Source organism: Paraburkholderia sp. SIMBA_030, from assembly GCF_046535245.1.
Lineage (GTDB): Bacteria > Pseudomonadota > Gammaproteobacteria > Burkholderiales > Burkholderiaceae > Paraburkholderia.
Window position 1 is genome coordinate 96,814 of record NZ_JAWRXB010000007.1, and the last position, 16,724, is coordinate 113,537.

Here is a 16,724-nt window from a genome sequence, read left to right on the forward strand (position 1 = left end):
GCTATTCGTCGAATCTGTTCGAACAGGGCTCAGTGTGCTTCCACGGCAGAAGCCGGAGCGTCCATCTTACCGCGATCGCTCTTCACCCGCTCGATGTGCGGTTTCGACCACGAACCGGTGATCGCATAGTCGCGCTCGAATGCGCTGGCGACCGACTTGCTGAATGCCAGGTCGGCCACCAGCGCACCCAGGCCGAGCAGCGGATTGACCACGGTCGCGGCGATCACCGCGGAGCCCGCGCTGACGGTCGGCACGATCTCGACGTGCAGATCCTCGGTTTCCTGCGCCAGGTCGACCGACCCCTTCATTTGAACGCGCGCCGGCGCCGTGACCATCTCGAAGTTCTCGGTGCGGCCGATGCCGTTATGGATCTCGCCAGTGCCGGTGACATGTTCGAATGGCAGCCCTTCGCCGATCACGTCGCGGAAATTCAGCGTGAGGAAGCGCGCAAGACTTTGCAGGCTCAGCACGCCCAGCAGCTTGGCAACGCCCGGATCGACCTTGAGAATCTGGCCATGGCGCAGATCGACAGCCAGATTGCCGTTGAGCGTCGGATAGTCGATCGCGGTCGGGCCGCCGCGCCACACCACCTTGCCTGACAGCGTGCCGCTGCCGCCCTTGAGCGTGCGCGGCTGGCCGGCCCGCTCCAGCAGCGCGCCGGCGTCCTTGATGTCGAGCTTGAAATCGAACACAGTGCGGCGCGGCGTCGTTTCGTCGGCGGTGTTGCCAAGACCCGTCGAGGTGCGCCAGTTCGCGGTGGCGGTCAGCGTGGCGGCGGGGTTGCTGATGTCGAGCTTGTCGAGTTGCCAGACCGGTACGCCGTCTTCGTCGAAATTGTGCGCGTCGACTTCGAGGCGGCCGATGTTGCGATCGCGCACGATCAGCTCGTTGACGACCAGATCGATCGACGGCATGTTCTGCGCCGGCGCCGAGATCGCCTGGCCGAGCAGGTCTTTGTCAGTGGCCGACGGAATCACCATGCGGGCGAAGCGCGCTTGCAGCGTGCCCGGCGATTCCCTGGTGGCGCCCGGCAGCCACGAGACGTGACCGGACACCTGGTTCGACGCGATATTGGCCTGCCATTTCCCGTCCGCATGCGACGCGCCGACGATCACGCTTTCCCAGTGGCGCTTGAGCAGCGTCAGCGTGCCGATGTGCAGCGCGAAGCGGCTCGGCAGGAATTGTGCGAGGGTGCTATTCGGCGCGGCCGGCGGGGCAGCGGGCGCTTGCTTGTTGCGCATCTGCGTGACGAGCGCGCGCCATGCGTCGGCGTCGAAAGCTTGGACGTCGACAGCGGCGATCACGCCTTCGGACGGTAATTCGGCAGGGCGGTTCACGCCGATCGCGCCCACCACGACGGTCGGCGGCGTTTTCGGCTGGTAGCGCAGCAAATAGGTGGCGGCGATCGGGCCGAAGGTCAGGTCGGCGCGTTCCAGGCCGGATTCGCTCGCCGTCGCCGAAGGGCTGACGGAAAAGCGCAGCGGCATCGGCGTGCCTGCCGGCTTGTTGAACGGGGCGGGGAAGTCGAGCGCGAGGCCCCTCAGATCGGAATTCGCCGTCACTTCCGGCAGCCGCCCGCGGGCGCCGCGCACGTTGAGCGCGTACGGCGCGCTGCCGCTCAAGCGCGTCAGCACCTGTTCGGCCGGGCCATGCAGATTGAGACCGCGCGCTGCATCGACGGCGATATGACCGCCGACATTCACCGCATACGTGCCGTCCTGCTTCAACCCGCCATTCGCGTGCACGTCGCCGCCCATGAACTGGCCGGAGAGCCAGTCGGTTTGCGCGGTATGTTCGGTGAAGCGCACCTTGCCGTTCAGTTGCGACAGCGGCGGCACGTTCTCGACCGTCAAGCGGTTGTTCTGGAAGCCGACCGCGCCGTCCACGGCGACATGCGGTTTCGGCGTGCGCGGCACCGTCAGTTTGAGCGCGAGCGACGCAGGCCCTTCGGCGCGCACCTTCTCGGCCGCATGTTTAGACATGATGCCGAGCGAGCTTTCGTTGACGTAGTCGAGCATGTCGGCGAGCGGTCCGCGTCCATCGCCATCGATGACAAGGCTCGACGCTTTGGTGCCGAGGTCGGCGATCTTGCCGCTCACCTTTGTTAGCGCGACGCGCTTGTAATGCGCGCGGTCGATATCGAAGCGCAGCACGTTCTGCTGGAGTTCAAACACACCGTCGATGCCATCCAGCGGCGGCCACACGTTCGGCGTGCCGTTCTTCATCTTGCGCGGCGGGAACGGCGACGGGTCGAATCTGGCGCCCTTGAACGGCGCGACGACATGGAAGAGCCCGGCGCCCGGATCGCGCGCGTAGGGGAATTTGGTCAGATCGCCGTGCACTTCGATGGTCGCGCCGTGAGATGTGCCGGCTTGCAGCCCGTGGCCCAGATAGATGCGCAGCTTTTCGCTGATGCTGGTCGGCAGATAGCGGACGATGCGCGTCACCTGCGCGCGCTGGAAGTCGGCTTTCAGATCGAGCGAGCCGCGCCCATGGCCGGGGTTGCTGTAATTGGCCGTGGCGGTGGCCGCGACGTCCGCGTTGGACGCGCCGAGCTCGGCCACCTTCACGGTGAACGCCCGGTGGTTCTCACCCGGCGCCTTCGACGTAATGGTCCAGTCGGCGCGGCCGCGCAGGTGGTCGAGCTTCAGGCGCGGATCGTCGAACACGCCCGGCAGCGTGATCGCGACGTTTGAAGTATTGAGAAGCGCCGAGCCGTGGTTTTCGTCGGCATCGACGCTGCCCCACAGGTTTTCGATGCCCGGTATGCCGGCACGCGGGTGGTTCAGCGCCGTCAGCCCGGGCGGCGGTTCCTGCGCGGCGACGCTGATGCCTTGCAGATCGGCCTTGAAGCGATAACGCTCGATCGGTTCGGCGCCGCTCGGCCGGCGGTCGCTGCCCGCTTCGCCGGCTTCCGGTTTGCCGCGCTCGACTTCGATGACGTAGTTCGCCACCAGTCCGCGCGGGTTGAAGCGCACGAGGCTGTTCAGCAAACGGGTCGGCAACGGCAGCGCGCGGCTGAATTCCGCAAGGATGCCCAGATCGACCCGGTCGCCGCTGACGCTGACAAGCTGCCCATGTTGCAGCGTGGCCGTCCGGTAGCGGCTGTTTAGCGTCGATAGTGCAAGGATGCGGGTGAGCGGCGTGCCGTCGTCGAGCGGCGGCTGGCCCAGTTCGGCGTGCAAATCGCTCAGTTGCAGCTTGTAGTCGTCGTCCTGGTCGGCTTCGAGGCGCCACAAGAAGTTGGCAACCGGCACGACCAGTTTGGGCTGGGTGGGGCGCACCCGCATCGAGACTTCCGTGCCGGCAAGCTGGCCGCCCGCCGACTTCATGCGGCCATCGGCGAAATCGACCCAGATCGTGTTGTCGATGCGGCCTGCGAACAATTCGATCGGGAAATTGACGTAGCGCGCGAGCGTCGGCAAATCGACCGGGCCGGTCGATGCGTAGACCTGGCCGGTCCAGTTGACCGGCTTGCCGATCGCGGAGCGCGGCGCGTGTTTGAAATGCGCGCGGAAATCGAGCGGGCCGTGCAGGACCTGGCCTTCGGCGGGCGCTTGCAGGGCGAGCCGGTGATCGTAACCGTCGTTGAGAATCGCAAGGCGGATGTCGTGCAGCGCGAGTTCCGGCGCATCGTGCAGGGCATCGCGCCAGCGCAGGACGCCGCCGCGCACCACGATCGCCTGCTGGCGCAACAGCCAGGTGGACAGCGTATCGTTGCCGCTGTGCCGGGTCGGCACCGGCACGCCCGCCACCGAAAGCACGCCGTCGCCGGTGCGCGAGACCAGCACATCGGGCTGATCGACGATCAGAGTGGAAAGTGCGGGATGAAATTGCCAGAGCGACTTCCACGACAGCGTTGCGGTGGCGTGCGGAACGGTCAGCGCGGTTTTACCTTCGTGATCGCGGATGACGATATCGGTGACGTCGATGCCCGGCTGGAATCCACTCCAGTGTGGCGCCAGCTTGCCGATGGTGAATTGTGTGTGCAGCTTGTCGGAGACGGTGGCTTCGATACGCGGCCGGAAAGAATCGATGCGTGGCAGCAGCACGTAACGCAAACCGAGAAACAGACCCGCCGCGATGAAGTAGAGGGCGAGTACGAGCGCCATCACCACGTGCGACGTCCGATGCAGCAAGACGTGGTCGTTTCGGCTCGCAGGCCGGACTTGTCCGGTTTCGTGCGGGTCGGCGGATTCGTTTCGCTCGGACATGCTGCGGCGGGTGGGCGTATGGTAGTTTTGCGAATTAACGACGAAATGTAACACACGGGATAAGGTCGGCGGACCTCCGGCAAACCCTGTCTGCATGCCGTCTCGCGACTTGCGCGAGGCCGGCGGACCCCTGTGCTGCAGCGAACTGAACAACGCCTGTAAAGCAACGAGCGAGCCAGACCCTTGATGACTGACGCCATTCTCCTGAGTTCCAGCTATTCACACTACGCGGCACGCGCTGCAGCGGCCCGTCCGCAACTCGCGGCGCAGGTGGCGGCGCTGGCGTCCGCACCGCTCACGCGCGAGCGCATCGACGCGCGTTTCGACGTGCTGTGTGCCGAGGCGACCGAAGCGGCGGGCGGCGTGCTGAGCGAGGACGCACTCAAACGGGCCTTGCGCCAATTGCGGACCGAGGTGTTTTGCGCCGTGATGGAGCGCGACCTGGCCGGCGAGGCGGATGTCGCCGAAGTCACCGGTGCCATGACCGATCTGGCCGAGACGACGATCCAGCGCGCGCTGGCGGTGTTGTCCGCTGAACTCGAAGTGCTTTACGGCGAGCCGCGCGGACCGCAAGGCGAGCGGCTCGCTTTGGGCGTGGTCGGGATGGGCAAGCTGGGCGGGCGTGAGCTGAACGTGTCGTCGGATATCGACCTGATCTTCATTTATGAGGAGGACGGTGAGACCGCGGGTGGTCAGCGTTCGCCGATCGCCGTGCAGGATTTTTTTACGCGTCTCGGCAAGCGGTTGATCGGCGCGTTGGCGGAAGTGACCGCCGACGGTTACGTGTTTCGCGTCGATATGCGCTTGCGGCCGAATGGCGATTCGGGGCCGCTGGTGTGCAGTCTCGGCATGCTCGAAGAGTATTTCTACGTGCAGGGCCGCGAGTGGGAGCGCTATGCGTGGATCAAGGGGCGGCTGGTGTCCGAGGGTGCGAGCGATGCCGCGCAGCGGTTGCAGAAGCAGCTCGACGCGATTGTCACGCCGTTCGTCTATCGCCGTTACCTCGATTTCGGCGTGATCAGCGCGATTCGTGCGCTGCATCTGCAGATTCGCCAGGAGGCGCAGCGCCGTGCGTCGATGCGGCCCGACAAGGCCGACGACATCAAGCTGGGCCGCGGCGGCATTCGCGAAATCGAATTCAGCGCGCAGGTGTTCCAGCTGATCCGTGGTGGCCAGGACGCCGGTTTCCGCGTGCGGCCGACGCTCGCGGTGCTGCGGCACGCGGCCACGCACGGGCTGATCGACACGACGGTCTGCGTGAAGCTTTCGCAGGCGTACCGCTTCTTGCGCGAACTCGAACATCGTCTGCAATACCGCAACGACGCACAGACCCATGCGATGCCGGTCGATCCCGAAGCACGCGTGGCGCTCGCTCGCGCGATGGGTTGCGACGACTACGCGGCGCTCATGGCGAAGCTCGACGCCCACCGAGAATTCGTCGAACGGCAGTTCGACCAGATTTTCGCCGACAAGGTGAGCGGCCGCGACGGCTGCGGCGCACCGGAGGACGGCGCGGCGGTGTGGATCTGGAGCAGCGCGCTCGCCGACGACAGCGCGGACGAAGCGTTGCAGGCGCGCCTGATCGAACTGGGCGTGGCCGAGCCGGGCGATCTGCTGGCGCGGCTGCGCGCGGTGTGGCAGTCGTCGCGTTACGCGGGGCTGGCGGAGCGCAGCCGGCAGCGTTTCGACATCGTCGCGCAGCGCGCGCTGGAGGCCGCGCGGACGTTGGAGCCGGCCGAGCGGCGCGGCGACACGGTGGCGCGCTTTTTCGACCTGCTCGAAGCGGTGAGCCGGCGCGGCGCGTATCTGGCGCTGCTGACCGAATATCCGCAGGCGCTGCATCGGGTGCTGTCGGTGCTGGGCGGTTCGCGCTGGGCCGCCGGCTATCTGATTCGCCACCCGCAATTGCTCGACGAACTGCTCGACGACGAAGCGATCTCCAGTCCGTTCGACTGGCCCGAGTTCAAGCGCACGCTGCGCTTGCGCCTGGCCGCCGCCGACGGCGTCGAACAGCAGATGGACCTGCTGCGCCACGCGCATCAGGCCGAGGTGTTCCGCATCCTGCTGATCGATCTCGCTGGCAAGCTGAGCGTCGAACATGTGAGCGACCGGCTGTCCGAACTCGCCGACGCCGTGCTCGACGTGACGCTCGAAGCCGTCTGGAAGCAGTTGCCCAAACGTCATCGCGAGGTGCCGCGCTTCGCGGTGATCGCCTACGGCAAACTGGGCGGCAAGGAACTGGGCTACGCGTCCGACCTCGACGTGATCTTTCTCTACGAAGATCCCGACGATGCCGCCGCGGACGTCTATGCGGCCTACACGCGCCGCCTGATCACCTGGCTGACGACCGCGACCGGCGCGGGCACCTTGTTCGACGTCGACTTGCGGCTGCGGCCGAACGGCGAGTCAGGCCTGCTCGTCACCGATCTCGATGCGTTCCGCCGCTATCAGCTGCGCGAAGGCGACGCCGCCAACACCGCGTGGGTCTGGGAGCATCAGGCGTTGAGCCGGGCGCGTTACTGCGCAGGCGACGCCGATATCGGCGCGAAATTCGAAGCGATCCGCGAACAGGTGCTGACGACGCCACGTGAGGCCGCACCGCTCGCGAAGGAAATTGCCGAAATGCGCGAACGCGTCGAGGCCGGACATCCGAACCATACGGTGCTGTTCGACCTGAAGCATGACCGCGGCGGGATGGTCGATATCGAATTCACCGTGCAGTACTGGGTGCTGTTGCACGCGGCGAGCGATCCGGAGCTGATCCGCAATACCGGCAACATTGCGTTGCTGCGCGAAGTGTCGCGCTTCGGCTTGATGAGCGAAGCGGAAGCTGAGACGGTTGGCGCGGCGTATCGGACCTACCGGAAGTTGCAGCACAAGCTGCGTCTGGACGGGATGGAGAAGGCGCGGGTCGAGCCTGCTTCGGTGGCAAGCGAGCGCGAGGCGGTGCTCGCGTTGTGGAAGCGGGTGTTCGGCTGAAGGCGCGTGGCTGGCCGGGACGATCTCCCGGCCGCTTGCGCTTAAGCCGCCAGCATTTCCTTCGCGTGTTTGCGGGTGGTCGCGGTGATCTCCAGGCCGCCGAGCATTCGTGCGACTTCTTCGACGCGGCTCGCCCGGTCGAGCGAGGTCACGCTGCTGACCGTGCCGCCTTGGCCGTTGCCCGCTTTCGCCACCTGGAAATGATGATCGCCGCGTGCGGCCACTTGCGGCAAGTGCGTTACGCACAGCACCTGGCGCGCCCGACCGAGTTGATGCAGCAAACGGCCGACGACCTCCGCGACGCCGCCGCCGATTCCGGTATCCACTTCGTCGAAGATCAAGGTCGGCGTGGGGCTTGCCGCGCTGGCGATCACGGCCAATGCGAGGCTGATCCGCGCCAGTTCGCCGCCGGAGGCCACCTTCGCAAGCGGCCGCAACGGCACGCCGGCATGACCGGCGACGCGGAATTCGACCTGTTCGAGGCCGTGCGCGCCACCTTCAGGTAGCGCCACCAGCGCGACTTCGAAGCTGCCGCCTTTCATCGACAGTTCCTGCATGCCGGTCGTGACCGCCGCGCCCAGCGCTTTGCCGGCCTTGGCGCGTGCCTTCGACAGCTTCTTCGCTTCGGTGAGGAAATCTTCCTTGGCCTTGGCTTCAGCCGTGTGGAGGCTGTCGAGGTCGGCTGCGGCGTCGAGCGCGGCGAGTTGCGCGCGGCGCGCTTCGTGTTCTTCAGGCAGCGTTTCCGGCTGCAAACGGAATTTGCGTGCCGCCGAATGCAATGCGTCGAGCCGTTTTTCGACCTGCGCGAGCCGGTCCGGATCGAGTTCGAGCTTTTGCGCGTAGTGGCTCAGCGAATAGGCCGCTTCCTGCAACTGGATCTCGGCCGGTTCGAGCGCGGCCAGCACGTCGTTCAGCGTCGGGTCGATCTCCGCGAGGTCGCGCACCTTCGAGACGATCGAGGCCAGATGCGTGATCATCGCCTCGTCCGATTCGGACAGCGCGCCGAGCGCGCCTTGCACGCCGTCGATCAGGTTGGCCGAATGCGACAGGCGCCGGTGCTCGGCGTTGACCTCTTCCCACTCGCCCGGCTGCGGCGCAAGTTTGTCCAGTTCGGTGAGCTGCCAGGCGAGGCGCTCGCGTTCGAGCTGCAATTCGCGGTCGCGGGTTTGCGCGTGCTCGACGGCCTGAACCTTGTCGCGCCACGTGCGCCACGCACGCGTCACGGTTGCCGCGGTTTCGGCGAGACCGGCGTGCGTGTCGAACAGCTCGCGTTGCGCGTCCGGGCGCATCAGCAACTGGTGCGCATGCTGCCCATGGATATCCACCAGCATCTCGCCGACTTCACGCAACTGCGTGAGCGTGGCCGCCGTGCCGTTGATGAACGCCCGCGAGCGGCCGTTCACATCCACCACGCGCCGCAGCATCACGGTGCCGCCGTGATGGCCGTCATCGGCCGCTGCGCCGAGCGCCTGTTCGTCGAGCCATTGCTCGACTTGCGCATGCGTCTCGAACTCGGCGGTGATGTCGGCGCGGCTCTCGCCGGTGCGCACCACGCTCGCGTCGGCGCGTGCGCCGAGCGCGAGCGCCAGCGCGTCGATCAGGATCGACTTGCCGGCGCCGGTCTCGCCGGAGAAAACAGTGAAGCCGCTGTCGAATTCGAGATCGAGCGCGGCGACGATGACGAAGTCGCGTATCGAGAGGTGGCGAAGCATGGAGGTCGTCTGATGAGCTTAAAGTTTCTGGCCGCGGCGGTCATGCCGGTTGGTTCGGGTCCGCTCAGGGCTCGCAATCTTCTTCGTGCGACGGGTATTCGTTCCAGTGCAGCTTCTTGCGCAGCGTCGCGTAATGGCTATAGCCGACCGGATGCAGCATCGGCACCGTATGACGCGAGCGGCGCACTTCGATCGTGTCGCTCAGTTCGAGCGAGGTGAACGACTGCATGTCGAAATTGACGTTCACTTCGCGGCCCGAAACGATCTGGATGCTGACCTTCGAGTCGTCCGGCAGCACGATCGGCCGGTTCGACAGCGCGTGCGGCGCGATCGGCACCAGCACGATGCCTTGCAGTTGCGGATGCAGGATCGGCCCTTGCGACGACAATGCGTAGGCGGTCGAACCGGTGGGCGTGGCGACGATCAGGCCGTCCGAACGCTGGTTGTACATGAAGCGTCCGTCCACCGACACGTGCAGCTCCGCCATCCCCGAAAAGCCGCTGCGGTTGACCACCACGTCGTTGAAGGCCAGCGCGTGGTAGATCGGGTTGCCGCCGCGCATGATGCGTGCCTCGAGCAGCATGCGTTCTTCGCGTTCGAAGTTGCCGGACAGCATTTGCGGCACGATCTCGCTCATGTCGGAGATCGGGATGTCGGTGATGAAGCCGAGCCGCCCGTGGTTGATGCCGATCAGCGGCGTGCGGTACGGCGCAAGCTGGCGGCCGATGCCGAGCATCGTGCCGTCGCCGCCGAGCACCACCGCGACGTCGGCGCGCGCGCCGATCTCGGCGGGACGCAGCGCCGGATAGTCGGTGACGCCGATTTCGGCGGCGGTTTCCGCTTCGAACACGACGTCGAAGCCGCGCCTCGCGATGCACGAGGCGAGCGCGGTCAGCGGCTCGCCGATGCCCGGCGTATTGCTGCGCCCGACGAGCGCGACGGTCTTGAACTGGCTGGTCACTTGCATGCCGGCATTACACCATAGGTAGGGTTTGAAAAGAACCGCAGACAGACCCGGTAACGGGCCGGCCAACGTGGCCTGCCAGCGCGTTGCACGATTATCGTTAGAATGGTGAAGCCTTGATGACACGTGTGCGGGATGTGGCCTGGCAGCGTGCCACGGGTGGATTGGCCGGAAGGGCTGCTGGCAAGGCGCTGGGCGAAGTGCCGGAGCCGATGCAAAGCGCCGCGCCGCCAACCGGCGGCGCGCTGGGCAGTGCCTGGCGCGGTCGGCGCCGTTAGCGCTCGCGATAGTCGTGTCATTGAGCTAAAATTTTCCGTCATGCTAGATCCCCGCGCACAAACCCTCCTCAAAACGCTGATCGAGCGCTACATCGCCGAAGGTCAGCCGGTCGGCTCGCGGACGTTGTCACGCTATTCCGGCCTCGAACTGAGTCCGGCGACGATCCGCAACGTGATGTCCGATCTCGAGGACCTGGGGCTCGTGATCAGTCCGCACACTTCCGCGGGCCGCATTCCTACGCCGCGCGGCTACCGGCTGTTCGTCGACACCATGCTGACCGTAGAATCCGCCGCCGACGAGGAGGCCGTTACCCGTACCGTGAAGACTACGCTGCAGGCCGGCGAGCCGCAGAAAATCGTCGCGGCGGCGGCCAGCGTGCTGTCCAACCTGTCGCAGTTCGCCGGCGTGGTGCTGACGCCGCGGCGCAGCCACGTGTTCAAGCAGATCGAGTTCATGCGCCTGTCCGACAAGCGCATCCTGCTGATCATCGTGACCCCCGAAGGCGACGTGCAAAACCGCATCATGGCGACCCAGCGCGACTTCTCTCCGTCGCAACTGGTTGAAGCCTCCAATTACATCAATGCACACTTTGCGGGCCTGTCGTTCGACGACGTGCGCCGGCGCCTGCGCGAAGAAATCGACGAGCTGCGCGGCGACATGACCACGCTGATGCATGCCGCCGTCACGGCCAGCACCGACGAATCCGACACCGGCGAGACCGTGCTGATCTCCGGCGAACGCAATTTGCTCGAGGTCGCCGACCTGTCGTCGGACATGGCGCGGTTGCGCAAGCTGTTCGATGTGTTCGACCAAAAAACCAGCCTCCTTCAGTTGCTCGATGTGTCGAGTCACGCCCAGGGCGTGCAGATTTTCATCGGCGGCGAGTCGAATCTCGTGCCGATCGAGGAAATGAGCGTCGTCACCGCGCCGTACGAGGTGAACGGCAAGATCGTCGGCACGCTCGGCGTGATCGGACCGACTCGCATGGCCTACAACCGTGTGATTCCGATTGTCGACATCACCGCCCGCCTGCTTTCGCTGACCCTCAGCCAGCAATAAGCATTGGCTACCGCGGTTCATGCCGCAAATGATGCGCGACGGCGCGCGGCTTGCCAATCGGCCGAATGGCCAGGGTGTCCTGGCAAACCCCGCAATGGACCGCGCCGCTATAATGAATCCCACCTGAAACCGACTTTCCGCCTCAAGCGGATATCCCTGTTGCCTATGCGCTTCGACCTCGAGCGGCCTTCGCAGAACGCCACGTCGCACCGTGTCGCCGTGCTGCTGATCAATCTCGGCACGCCCGACGCGCCGACGCCGCGCGCGGTTCGCCGCTATCTGGCGCAGTTCCTGTCCGACCCGCGCGTGGTCGAAATTCCCGCTTTGATCTGGCAGGTGATCCTGCGGCTGTTGATTCTGCCGTCCCGAGGCCGTGCGTCGGCCAGGAAGTACGCGGCGGTCTGGATGCCCGAAGGCTCGCCGCTGCGTGTGTACACGGAGAAGCAGGTGGAAGGTTTGCGCCATCTGCTGCAATTGAACGACTACACGGTGCTGGTCGACTACGCGATGCGCTACGGCACGCCCGGCATTCCGTCCATGCTGAACCAGTTGAAGCTCGCGGGCGCCGAGCGCGTGCTGCTGGTGCCGATGTATCCGCAATATTCGTCGTCGACCACGGCCACGGCTTTCGACGCTGCTTTTTCAGCGCTCAAGCGGATGCGCAATCAAATGGAAATCCGCACGGTGCGCCAGTATGCCGATCATCCGGCATACATCGCCGCGCTGGCCGCGCAGGTGCACCATTACTGGCATCAGCACGGCCGCCCGGATTTCGCGGCGGGCGACAGGCTGGTACTCAGTTTTCATGGCGTGCCCAAGCGCACGCTCGACCTCGGCGATCCGTACCACGAGCAGTGCCAGCAAACCGGCGCATTGTTAATGCACGCGCTGGAACTCACGCCGGTGGAATGCCGGATTACCTTCCAGTCGCGTTTCGGCAACGCCGAATGGCTGCAGCCGTACACCGCGCCGACGCTAAAGGAACTGGGCTCGGCCGGAGTGAAGCGGGCTGACGTGTTCTGTCCGGGCTTCACCGCCGATTGCCTTGAAACGATTGAGGAAATCGGCATGGAAGGGCGCGACGAGTTCCTGCATGCAGGCGGCAAGGAATTTCACCGGATTCCCTGCGTGAACGCCTCGCAGGCATGGATTGCCGCATTAGGCGAGATCGTCGCGCAGAATTTGCAAGGCTGGCCGGTGCAGGCGGTGCCTGTGCCGCATACGGCAGGGGCGTAGGTAACTCATGAATTACAGGGTTTCAACCGAACCGGGCGCCAGGCTGCGCATCGACAAATGGCTCTGGGCAGCGCGCTTCTTCAAGACCCGCTCGCTCGCGGCGGATGCGGTCGACAAAGGGCACGTGCGCATCGGCGGCGCCAGCGTCAAGCCGGCTAAGGACGTGCGTGTCGGCGACCTGGTCGAAATCGAGATCGAGCGGATGGTCTGGCAGGTGGAAGTGCTGGGCGTGTGCGACGTGCGTGGCCCGGCGAGCGTCGCGCAGACGCTTTATGCGGAAACCGAAGAGAGCAAGGTGAAGCGGCAGGTCGAGCAGGAGCGGCGCAAGACATATCGCGAGCCGGCCGCCGTTTTGCACGGCAGGCCGACCAAACGCGATCGGCGCATTATCGACAAATTTTCAGGTGGGGATTGAACAGCTGTTCCATCGTCGCATGCACACCGCCGTACTCGGTGGTGTGATCGTTGACGGCGCCGGACATGCAGATGGTCGTGGTGCCCGCTATCAGTACCAATGCGACCACCGATATTGCAAAGGTCAGTTTCACGGTACTCCCCTCAGGAACATGCAGGAACATGCACGATAGAAACGGGCTAATCAGGTGGAATTGCAAAAATGTCGGAAAGGCTTGCATCAGATTAGGGTTAACGCGTCTTTTCCGATGCTTTAATGGAGCATAGGCCACTTGTCGGGCGCACTCAATCTCAATCTGATTGCGGCACGATAATGGTTGTAACCGGGCATTTCTGCCGCATATCGGTGGTTCGAAAAGTTCCGGGCGAGCCGCTTGAAATGGTTGTTTCAGGCCCCATCTGTCGTCTCGATACGCGGTAGCGCGCGGCGGCTGCTTGTCGCGTTTTTGCAACGCACAAACTGCGCCAGTTTCGCTCGATGCCGCCACCGTTGGCTTTTACTTTTTTGACGACTTTCAGCGACATGGAAAACACGCAAGAGAACCCGACGAGCCAGAATCCCACGCCCGCCGACGAAACCGAGCGCCAGGCCGCCGAGGCCGCAGCGTCCCAGCAGGACGCGGCGGCAACCGCCGCTGCTGCCACCGATTCGCCGGCAGTGGACATAGAGGCCGCGCTGGCCGAAGCCCAGGCGAGGATCGCGGAGTTGCAGGAGAGCTTCCTGCGGGCCAAGGCCGAGACCGAAAACGTGCGCCGCCGCGCTCAGGAAGATGTAGCCAAGGCCCATAAGTTCGCGATCGAAAGCTTCGCCGAGCACCTGCTGCCTGTGGTCGACAGCCTCGAGGCTGCGGTTGCCCACTCGTCCGACGACCTGCAGAAGGTCCGCGAGGGCGTCGAACTGACGCTGCGCCAACTCACCGGCGCGCTGGAGAAGGGCCGCGTCGTCGCCCTGAACCCGGTCGGGGAGAAGTTCGATCCGCACCGCCATCAGGCTATTTCGATGGTGCCGGCCGATCAGGAGCCGAACACGGTGGTCGCCGTGCTGCAAAAGGGTTTCGTGATCGCCGACCGCGTTCTGCGTCCGGCGCTCGTGACTGTCGCGGCACCGAAGTAAGCGTTACAAACCGTTTCGCCCTGGCGCGCACCGTGATGGCCAACATTCCCGTCGACGCAACCGCGTTTGCCGCGTTCGACATGGTGGAACTCAGCGCCGAGTCGTTCGACGCCAGGCTGGCCGAGGCTGGGGATGAACTGGCCGTGGTGTTTTTCTGGGGTCTCGACTGCTTCAACTGCGAGATCGCGAAAAAGGCAATGCTGGCGCAGCCGGACGCGATTCGCGCGCTCGGTCTCAGATGGTTTCACAGCAACGTCTACGAGCACCGCGAACTGGGCCGCCGTTTCATGCTTCACGGCGTGCCCACATGGTTCTTCTTCCACCGGGGCAAGCGGCTCGGCCGGGCAACCGGCTGGCACGGTCTTGGGCAGTTCGAGGCGGCGGTCGCGGCCGCGCGGGAAAAAATCCGGGCGGCTACAGCCGGCGGCGGTGCGCCAGGTAGCGACAAAACCGGCAAAAGTTCGAGCGATTGAAAAAAATTAAAGACCGCATCGTAAAAGAGGTCTTGAAAACGATGCGGACGCACTTATGTTGAGTGCAGGTATGAATTGAGGGCGGAGTGCCTTACCGCCAGATGGGCAAAAAGGCGCTTCCCGCAGCGATCAAAGTCAGGAGATTAGTAAAAATGGGCAAAATCATCGGCATCGACCTCGGCACGACCAACTCGTGCGTGGCGATCATGGAAGGCAATTCGGTCAAGGTGATCGAGAACTCGGAAGGCGCGCGCACCACGCCGTCGATCATCGCTTACATGGAAGACGGCGAGATTCTCGTCGGCGCGCCTGCCAAGCGTCAGTCGGTTACGAACCCGAGGAACACGCTGTACGCTGTCAAGCGCCTGATCGGCCGCCGCTTCGAAGAAAAAGAAGTGCAGAAAGACATCGGCCTGATGCCGTACAAGATCATGAAGGCCGACAACGGCGACGCATGGATCGAAGTGCGCGACCAGAAGCTGGCTCCGCCGCAAATCTCGGCTGAAGTGCTGCGCAAGATGAAGAAGACCGCTGAAGACTACCTCGGCGAGCCGGTCACCGAAGCGGTGATTACGGTTCCCGCGTACTTCAACGACAGCCAGCGCCAGGCGACCAAAGACGCCGGCCGCATCGCCGGTCTGGAAGTCAAGCGGATCATCAACGAACCGACCGCAGCCGCGCTCGCATTCGGCCTCGACAAGAACGAGAAGGGTGACCGCAAGATCGCGGTGTATGACCTGGGCGGCGGCACGTTCGATATTTCGATCATCGAAATCGCGGATGTTGACGGCGAAAAGCAGTTCGAAGTGCTGTCCACCAACGGCGACACGTTCCTCGGCGGCGAAGACTTCGACCAGCGCATCATCGATTACATCATCGGCGAGTTCAAGAAGGAACAAGGCGTCGATCTGTCGAAAGACGTGCTCGCGCTGCAACGCCTGAAGGAATCGGCTGAAAAGGCGAAGATCGAGCTGTCGTCGAGCCAGCAAACCGAAATCAACCTGCCGTACATCACGGCCGACGCGTCGGGTCCGAAGCACTTGAACCTGAAAATCACGCGTGCGAAGCTGGAAGCGCTGGTTGAAGAGCTGATCGAACGCACGATCGAACCGTGCCGCGTGGCCATCAAGGACGCAGGCGTGAAGGTCGGCGAAATCGACGACGTGATTCTGGTCGGCGGTATGACCCGTATGCCGAAGGTGCAGGAAAAGGTCAAGGAGTTCTTCGGCAAGGATCCGCGCCGTGACGTGAACCCGGACGAAGCCGTGGCCGTTGGCGCCGCGATTCAAGGTCAGGTTCTGTCGGGCGACCGCAAGGACGTTCTGCTGCTCGACGTGACCCCGTTGTCGCTCGGCATCGAAACGCTCGGCGGCGTGATGACGAAGATGATCAACAAGAACACCACGATCCCGACCAAGCACGCACAGGTCTATTCGACGGCTGACGACAATCAGAGCGCCGTGACGATCAAGGTGTTCCAGGGCGAACGCGAAATGGCAGCCGGCAACAAGCTGCTGGGCGAGTTCAACCTCGAAGGCATTCCGCCGGCACCGCGCGGCACGCCGCAGATCGAAGTGAGCTTCGACATCGACGCGAACGGCATTCTGCACGTCGGCGCGAAAGATAAGGCAACCGGCAAGGAAAACCGCATCACGATCAAGGCGAACTCGGGTCTGTCCGAAGCCGAAATCGAAAAAATGGTGAAGGACGCCGAAGCGAACGCGGAAGAAGATCACAAGCTGCGTGAGTTGGCCGATGCCCGCAACCAGGGCGACGCGCTGGTCCACAGCACCAAGAAGGCGCTCGCCGAATACGGCGACAAGCTGGAAGCCGGCGAGAAGGACAAGATCGAAGCCGCGCTGAAGGACCTCGAAGAAACGCTGAAGAGCGGTTCGAGCGATAAGGCCGCGATCGAAGCCAGGATCGAAGTGGTGGCGACCGCCTCGCAGAAGATGGGCGAGAAGATGTACGCCGACATGCAGGCTGCGCAAGGTGCCGAGGCTGCGGCAGCGGGTGCGGCAGGTGCGGGCGCATCGGCTTCGGCTGGTGGCGCGAGCCACCAGCAGGAGGACGACGTCGTCGACGCCGAGTTCAAGGAAGTGAAGAAAGACTAAAGCCAGGTCGCAATTCGACCGTAAAGCCGCACACAGCGATGTGTGCGGCCCGGCTGCACAAGGGAATGCGCCCGTTCGGGCGACATGAACGTGCAAGAGCGGTTATCGCGCCTGGCGAGCCTTTTGGGCTCTCCGGGCACATTTGTTTTATGGAGGGTGTTGTTTG

12 protein-coding genes are annotated in these 16,724 nt (G+C 64.3%); 7 read left to right on the top strand and 5 right to left on the bottom strand.

Annotated elements, in window-relative coordinates; genetic code table 11:
• Positions 1-29 precede the first annotated feature (29 nt).
• The gene (locus SB772_RS13775; RefSeq protein ID WP_410833802.1) at positions 30-4,214 is read right to left on the bottom strand and encodes a YhdP family protein; all 4,185 of its coding nucleotides are present in this window, start codon (positions 4,212-4,214) and stop codon (positions 30-32) included.
• Between the two features lie 186 nt (positions 4,215-4,400).
• On the opposite strand from SB772_RS13775, the gene glnE reads away from it, so the two are divergent.
• Complete coding sequence (glnE, locus tag SB772_RS13780; protein ID WP_410833803.1) at positions 4,401-7,193, top strand: bifunctional [glutamate--ammonia ligase]-adenylyl-L-tyrosine phosphorylase/[glutamate--ammonia-ligase] adenylyltransferase; 2,793 nt, start codon at positions 4,401-4,403, stop codon at positions 7,191-7,193.
• Positions 7,194-7,234: 41 nt separating this feature from the next.
• On the opposite strand, the gene recN is transcribed toward glnE, so the two are convergent.
• Entirely contained in the window at positions 7,235-8,905 is a 1,671-nt protein-coding gene (gene recN, locus SB772_RS13785) for a DNA repair protein RecN (RefSeq protein WP_410833804.1), read from the bottom strand.
• A 64-nt stretch (positions 8,906-8,969) separates the two neighbouring features.
• Complete coding sequence (locus tag SB772_RS13790) at positions 8,970-9,872, bottom strand: NAD kinase (protein WP_410833805.1); 903 nt, start codon at positions 9,870-9,872, stop codon at positions 8,970-8,972.
• 315 nt (positions 9,873-10,187) lie between these two features.
• Here SB772_RS13790 and hrcA point away from each other — a divergent pair, with 315 nt between their 5' ends.
• The 3 genes from hrcA to SB772_RS13805 all read left to right on the top strand — a co-directional run bounded on the left by hrcA (position 10,188) and on the right by SB772_RS13805 (position 12,858).
• Entirely contained in the window at positions 10,188-11,207 is a 1,020-nt protein-coding gene (gene hrcA, locus SB772_RS13795; RefSeq protein WP_115103794.1) for a heat-inducible transcriptional repressor HrcA, read from the top strand.
• Positions 11,208-11,372: 165 nt separating this feature from the next.
• A complete protein-coding gene (gene hemH / locus SB772_RS13800) occupies positions 11,373-12,443 on the top strand; it encodes a ferrochelatase (protein WP_410834001.1) in 1,071 nt (356 codons plus the stop codon).
• Between the two features lie 7 nt (positions 12,444-12,450).
• Positions 12,451-12,858 carry an RNA-binding S4 domain-containing protein gene (locus tag SB772_RS13805; protein ID WP_410833806.1) on the top strand — a complete coding sequence of 136 codons (408 nt, stop codon included), beginning with the start codon at positions 12,451-12,453 and terminating at the stop codon, positions 12,856-12,858.
• Here SB772_RS13805 and SB772_RS13810 read toward each other — a convergent pair.
• Positions 12,830-12,991 (bottom strand): hypothetical protein, encoded by a 162-nt coding sequence (locus SB772_RS13810; RefSeq protein WP_165848039.1) that lies wholly within the window; start codon positions 12,989-12,991, stop codon positions 12,830-12,832. The two genes, SB772_RS13805 and SB772_RS13810, sit on opposite strands and share 29 nt — an antisense overlap.
• A 157-nt stretch (positions 12,992-13,148) precedes the next feature.
• Positions 13,149-13,382: a hypothetical protein gene (locus SB772_RS13815; RefSeq protein WP_410833807.1), complete on the bottom strand. Its 234-nt coding sequence runs from the start codon at positions 13,380-13,382 to the stop codon at positions 13,149-13,151.
• On the opposite strand from SB772_RS13815, the gene grpE reads away from it, so the two are divergent.
• The 3 genes from grpE to dnaK all read left to right on the top strand — a co-directional run bounded on the left by grpE (position 13,381) and on the right by dnaK (position 16,558).
• Positions 13,381-13,971, top strand: a complete 591-nt coding sequence (grpE, locus tag SB772_RS13820) for a nucleotide exchange factor GrpE (protein ID WP_410833808.1) — start codon at positions 13,381-13,383, stop codon at positions 13,969-13,971. The two genes, SB772_RS13815 and grpE, sit on opposite strands and share 2 nt — an antisense overlap.
• Before the next feature lie 35 nt (positions 13,972-14,006).
• Entirely contained in the window at positions 14,007-14,444 is a 438-nt protein-coding gene (locus tag SB772_RS13825; protein ID WP_410833809.1) for a thioredoxin family protein, read from the top strand.
• A gap of 152 nt (positions 14,445-14,596) precedes the next feature.
• The gene (gene dnaK, locus SB772_RS13830) at positions 14,597-16,558 is read left to right on the top strand and encodes a molecular chaperone DnaK (RefSeq protein ID WP_410833810.1); all 1,962 of its coding nucleotides are present in this window, start codon (positions 14,597-14,599) and stop codon (positions 16,556-16,558) included.
• Positions 16,559-16,724: the final 166 nt, after the last annotated feature.

Excerpts from the sequence above, each read along its gene's own strand:
- SB772_RS13775 (WP_410833802.1), bottom strand. The coding sequence starts at position 4,214 with ATGTCCGAGCGAAACGAATCCGCCGACCCGCACGAAACCGGACAAGTC.
- glnE (WP_410833803.1), top strand. The coding sequence starts at position 4,401 with ATGACTGACGCCATTCTCCTGAGTTCCAGCTATTCACACTACGCGGCA.
- recN (WP_410833804.1), bottom strand. The coding sequence starts at position 8,905 with ATGCTTCGCCACCTCTCGATACGCGACTTCGTCATCGTCGCCGCGCTC.
- SB772_RS13790 (WP_410833805.1), bottom strand. The coding sequence starts at position 9,872 with ATGCAAGTGACCAGCCAGTTCAAGACCGTCGCGCTCGTCGGGCGCAGC.
- hrcA (WP_115103794.1), top strand. The coding sequence starts at position 10,188 with ATGCTAGATCCCCGCGCACAAACCCTCCTCAAAACGCTGATCGAGCGC.
- hemH (WP_410834001.1), top strand. The coding sequence starts at position 11,373 with ATGCGCTTCGACCTCGAGCGGCCTTCGCAGAACGCCACGTCGCACCGT.
- SB772_RS13805 (WP_410833806.1), top strand. The coding sequence starts at position 12,451 with ATGAATTACAGGGTTTCAACCGAACCGGGCGCCAGGCTGCGCATCGAC.
- grpE (WP_410833808.1), top strand. The coding sequence starts at position 13,381 with ATGGAAAACACGCAAGAGAACCCGACGAGCCAGAATCCCACGCCCGCC.
- SB772_RS13815 (WP_410833807.1), bottom strand. The coding sequence starts at position 13,382 with ATGTCGCTGAAAGTCGTCAAAAAAGTAAAAGCCAACGGTGGCGGCATC.
- SB772_RS13825 (WP_410833809.1), top strand. The coding sequence starts at position 14,007 with ATGGCCAACATTCCCGTCGACGCAACCGCGTTTGCCGCGTTCGACATG.
- dnaK (WP_410833810.1), top strand. The coding sequence starts at position 14,597 with ATGGGCAAAATCATCGGCATCGACCTCGGCACGACCAACTCGTGCGTG.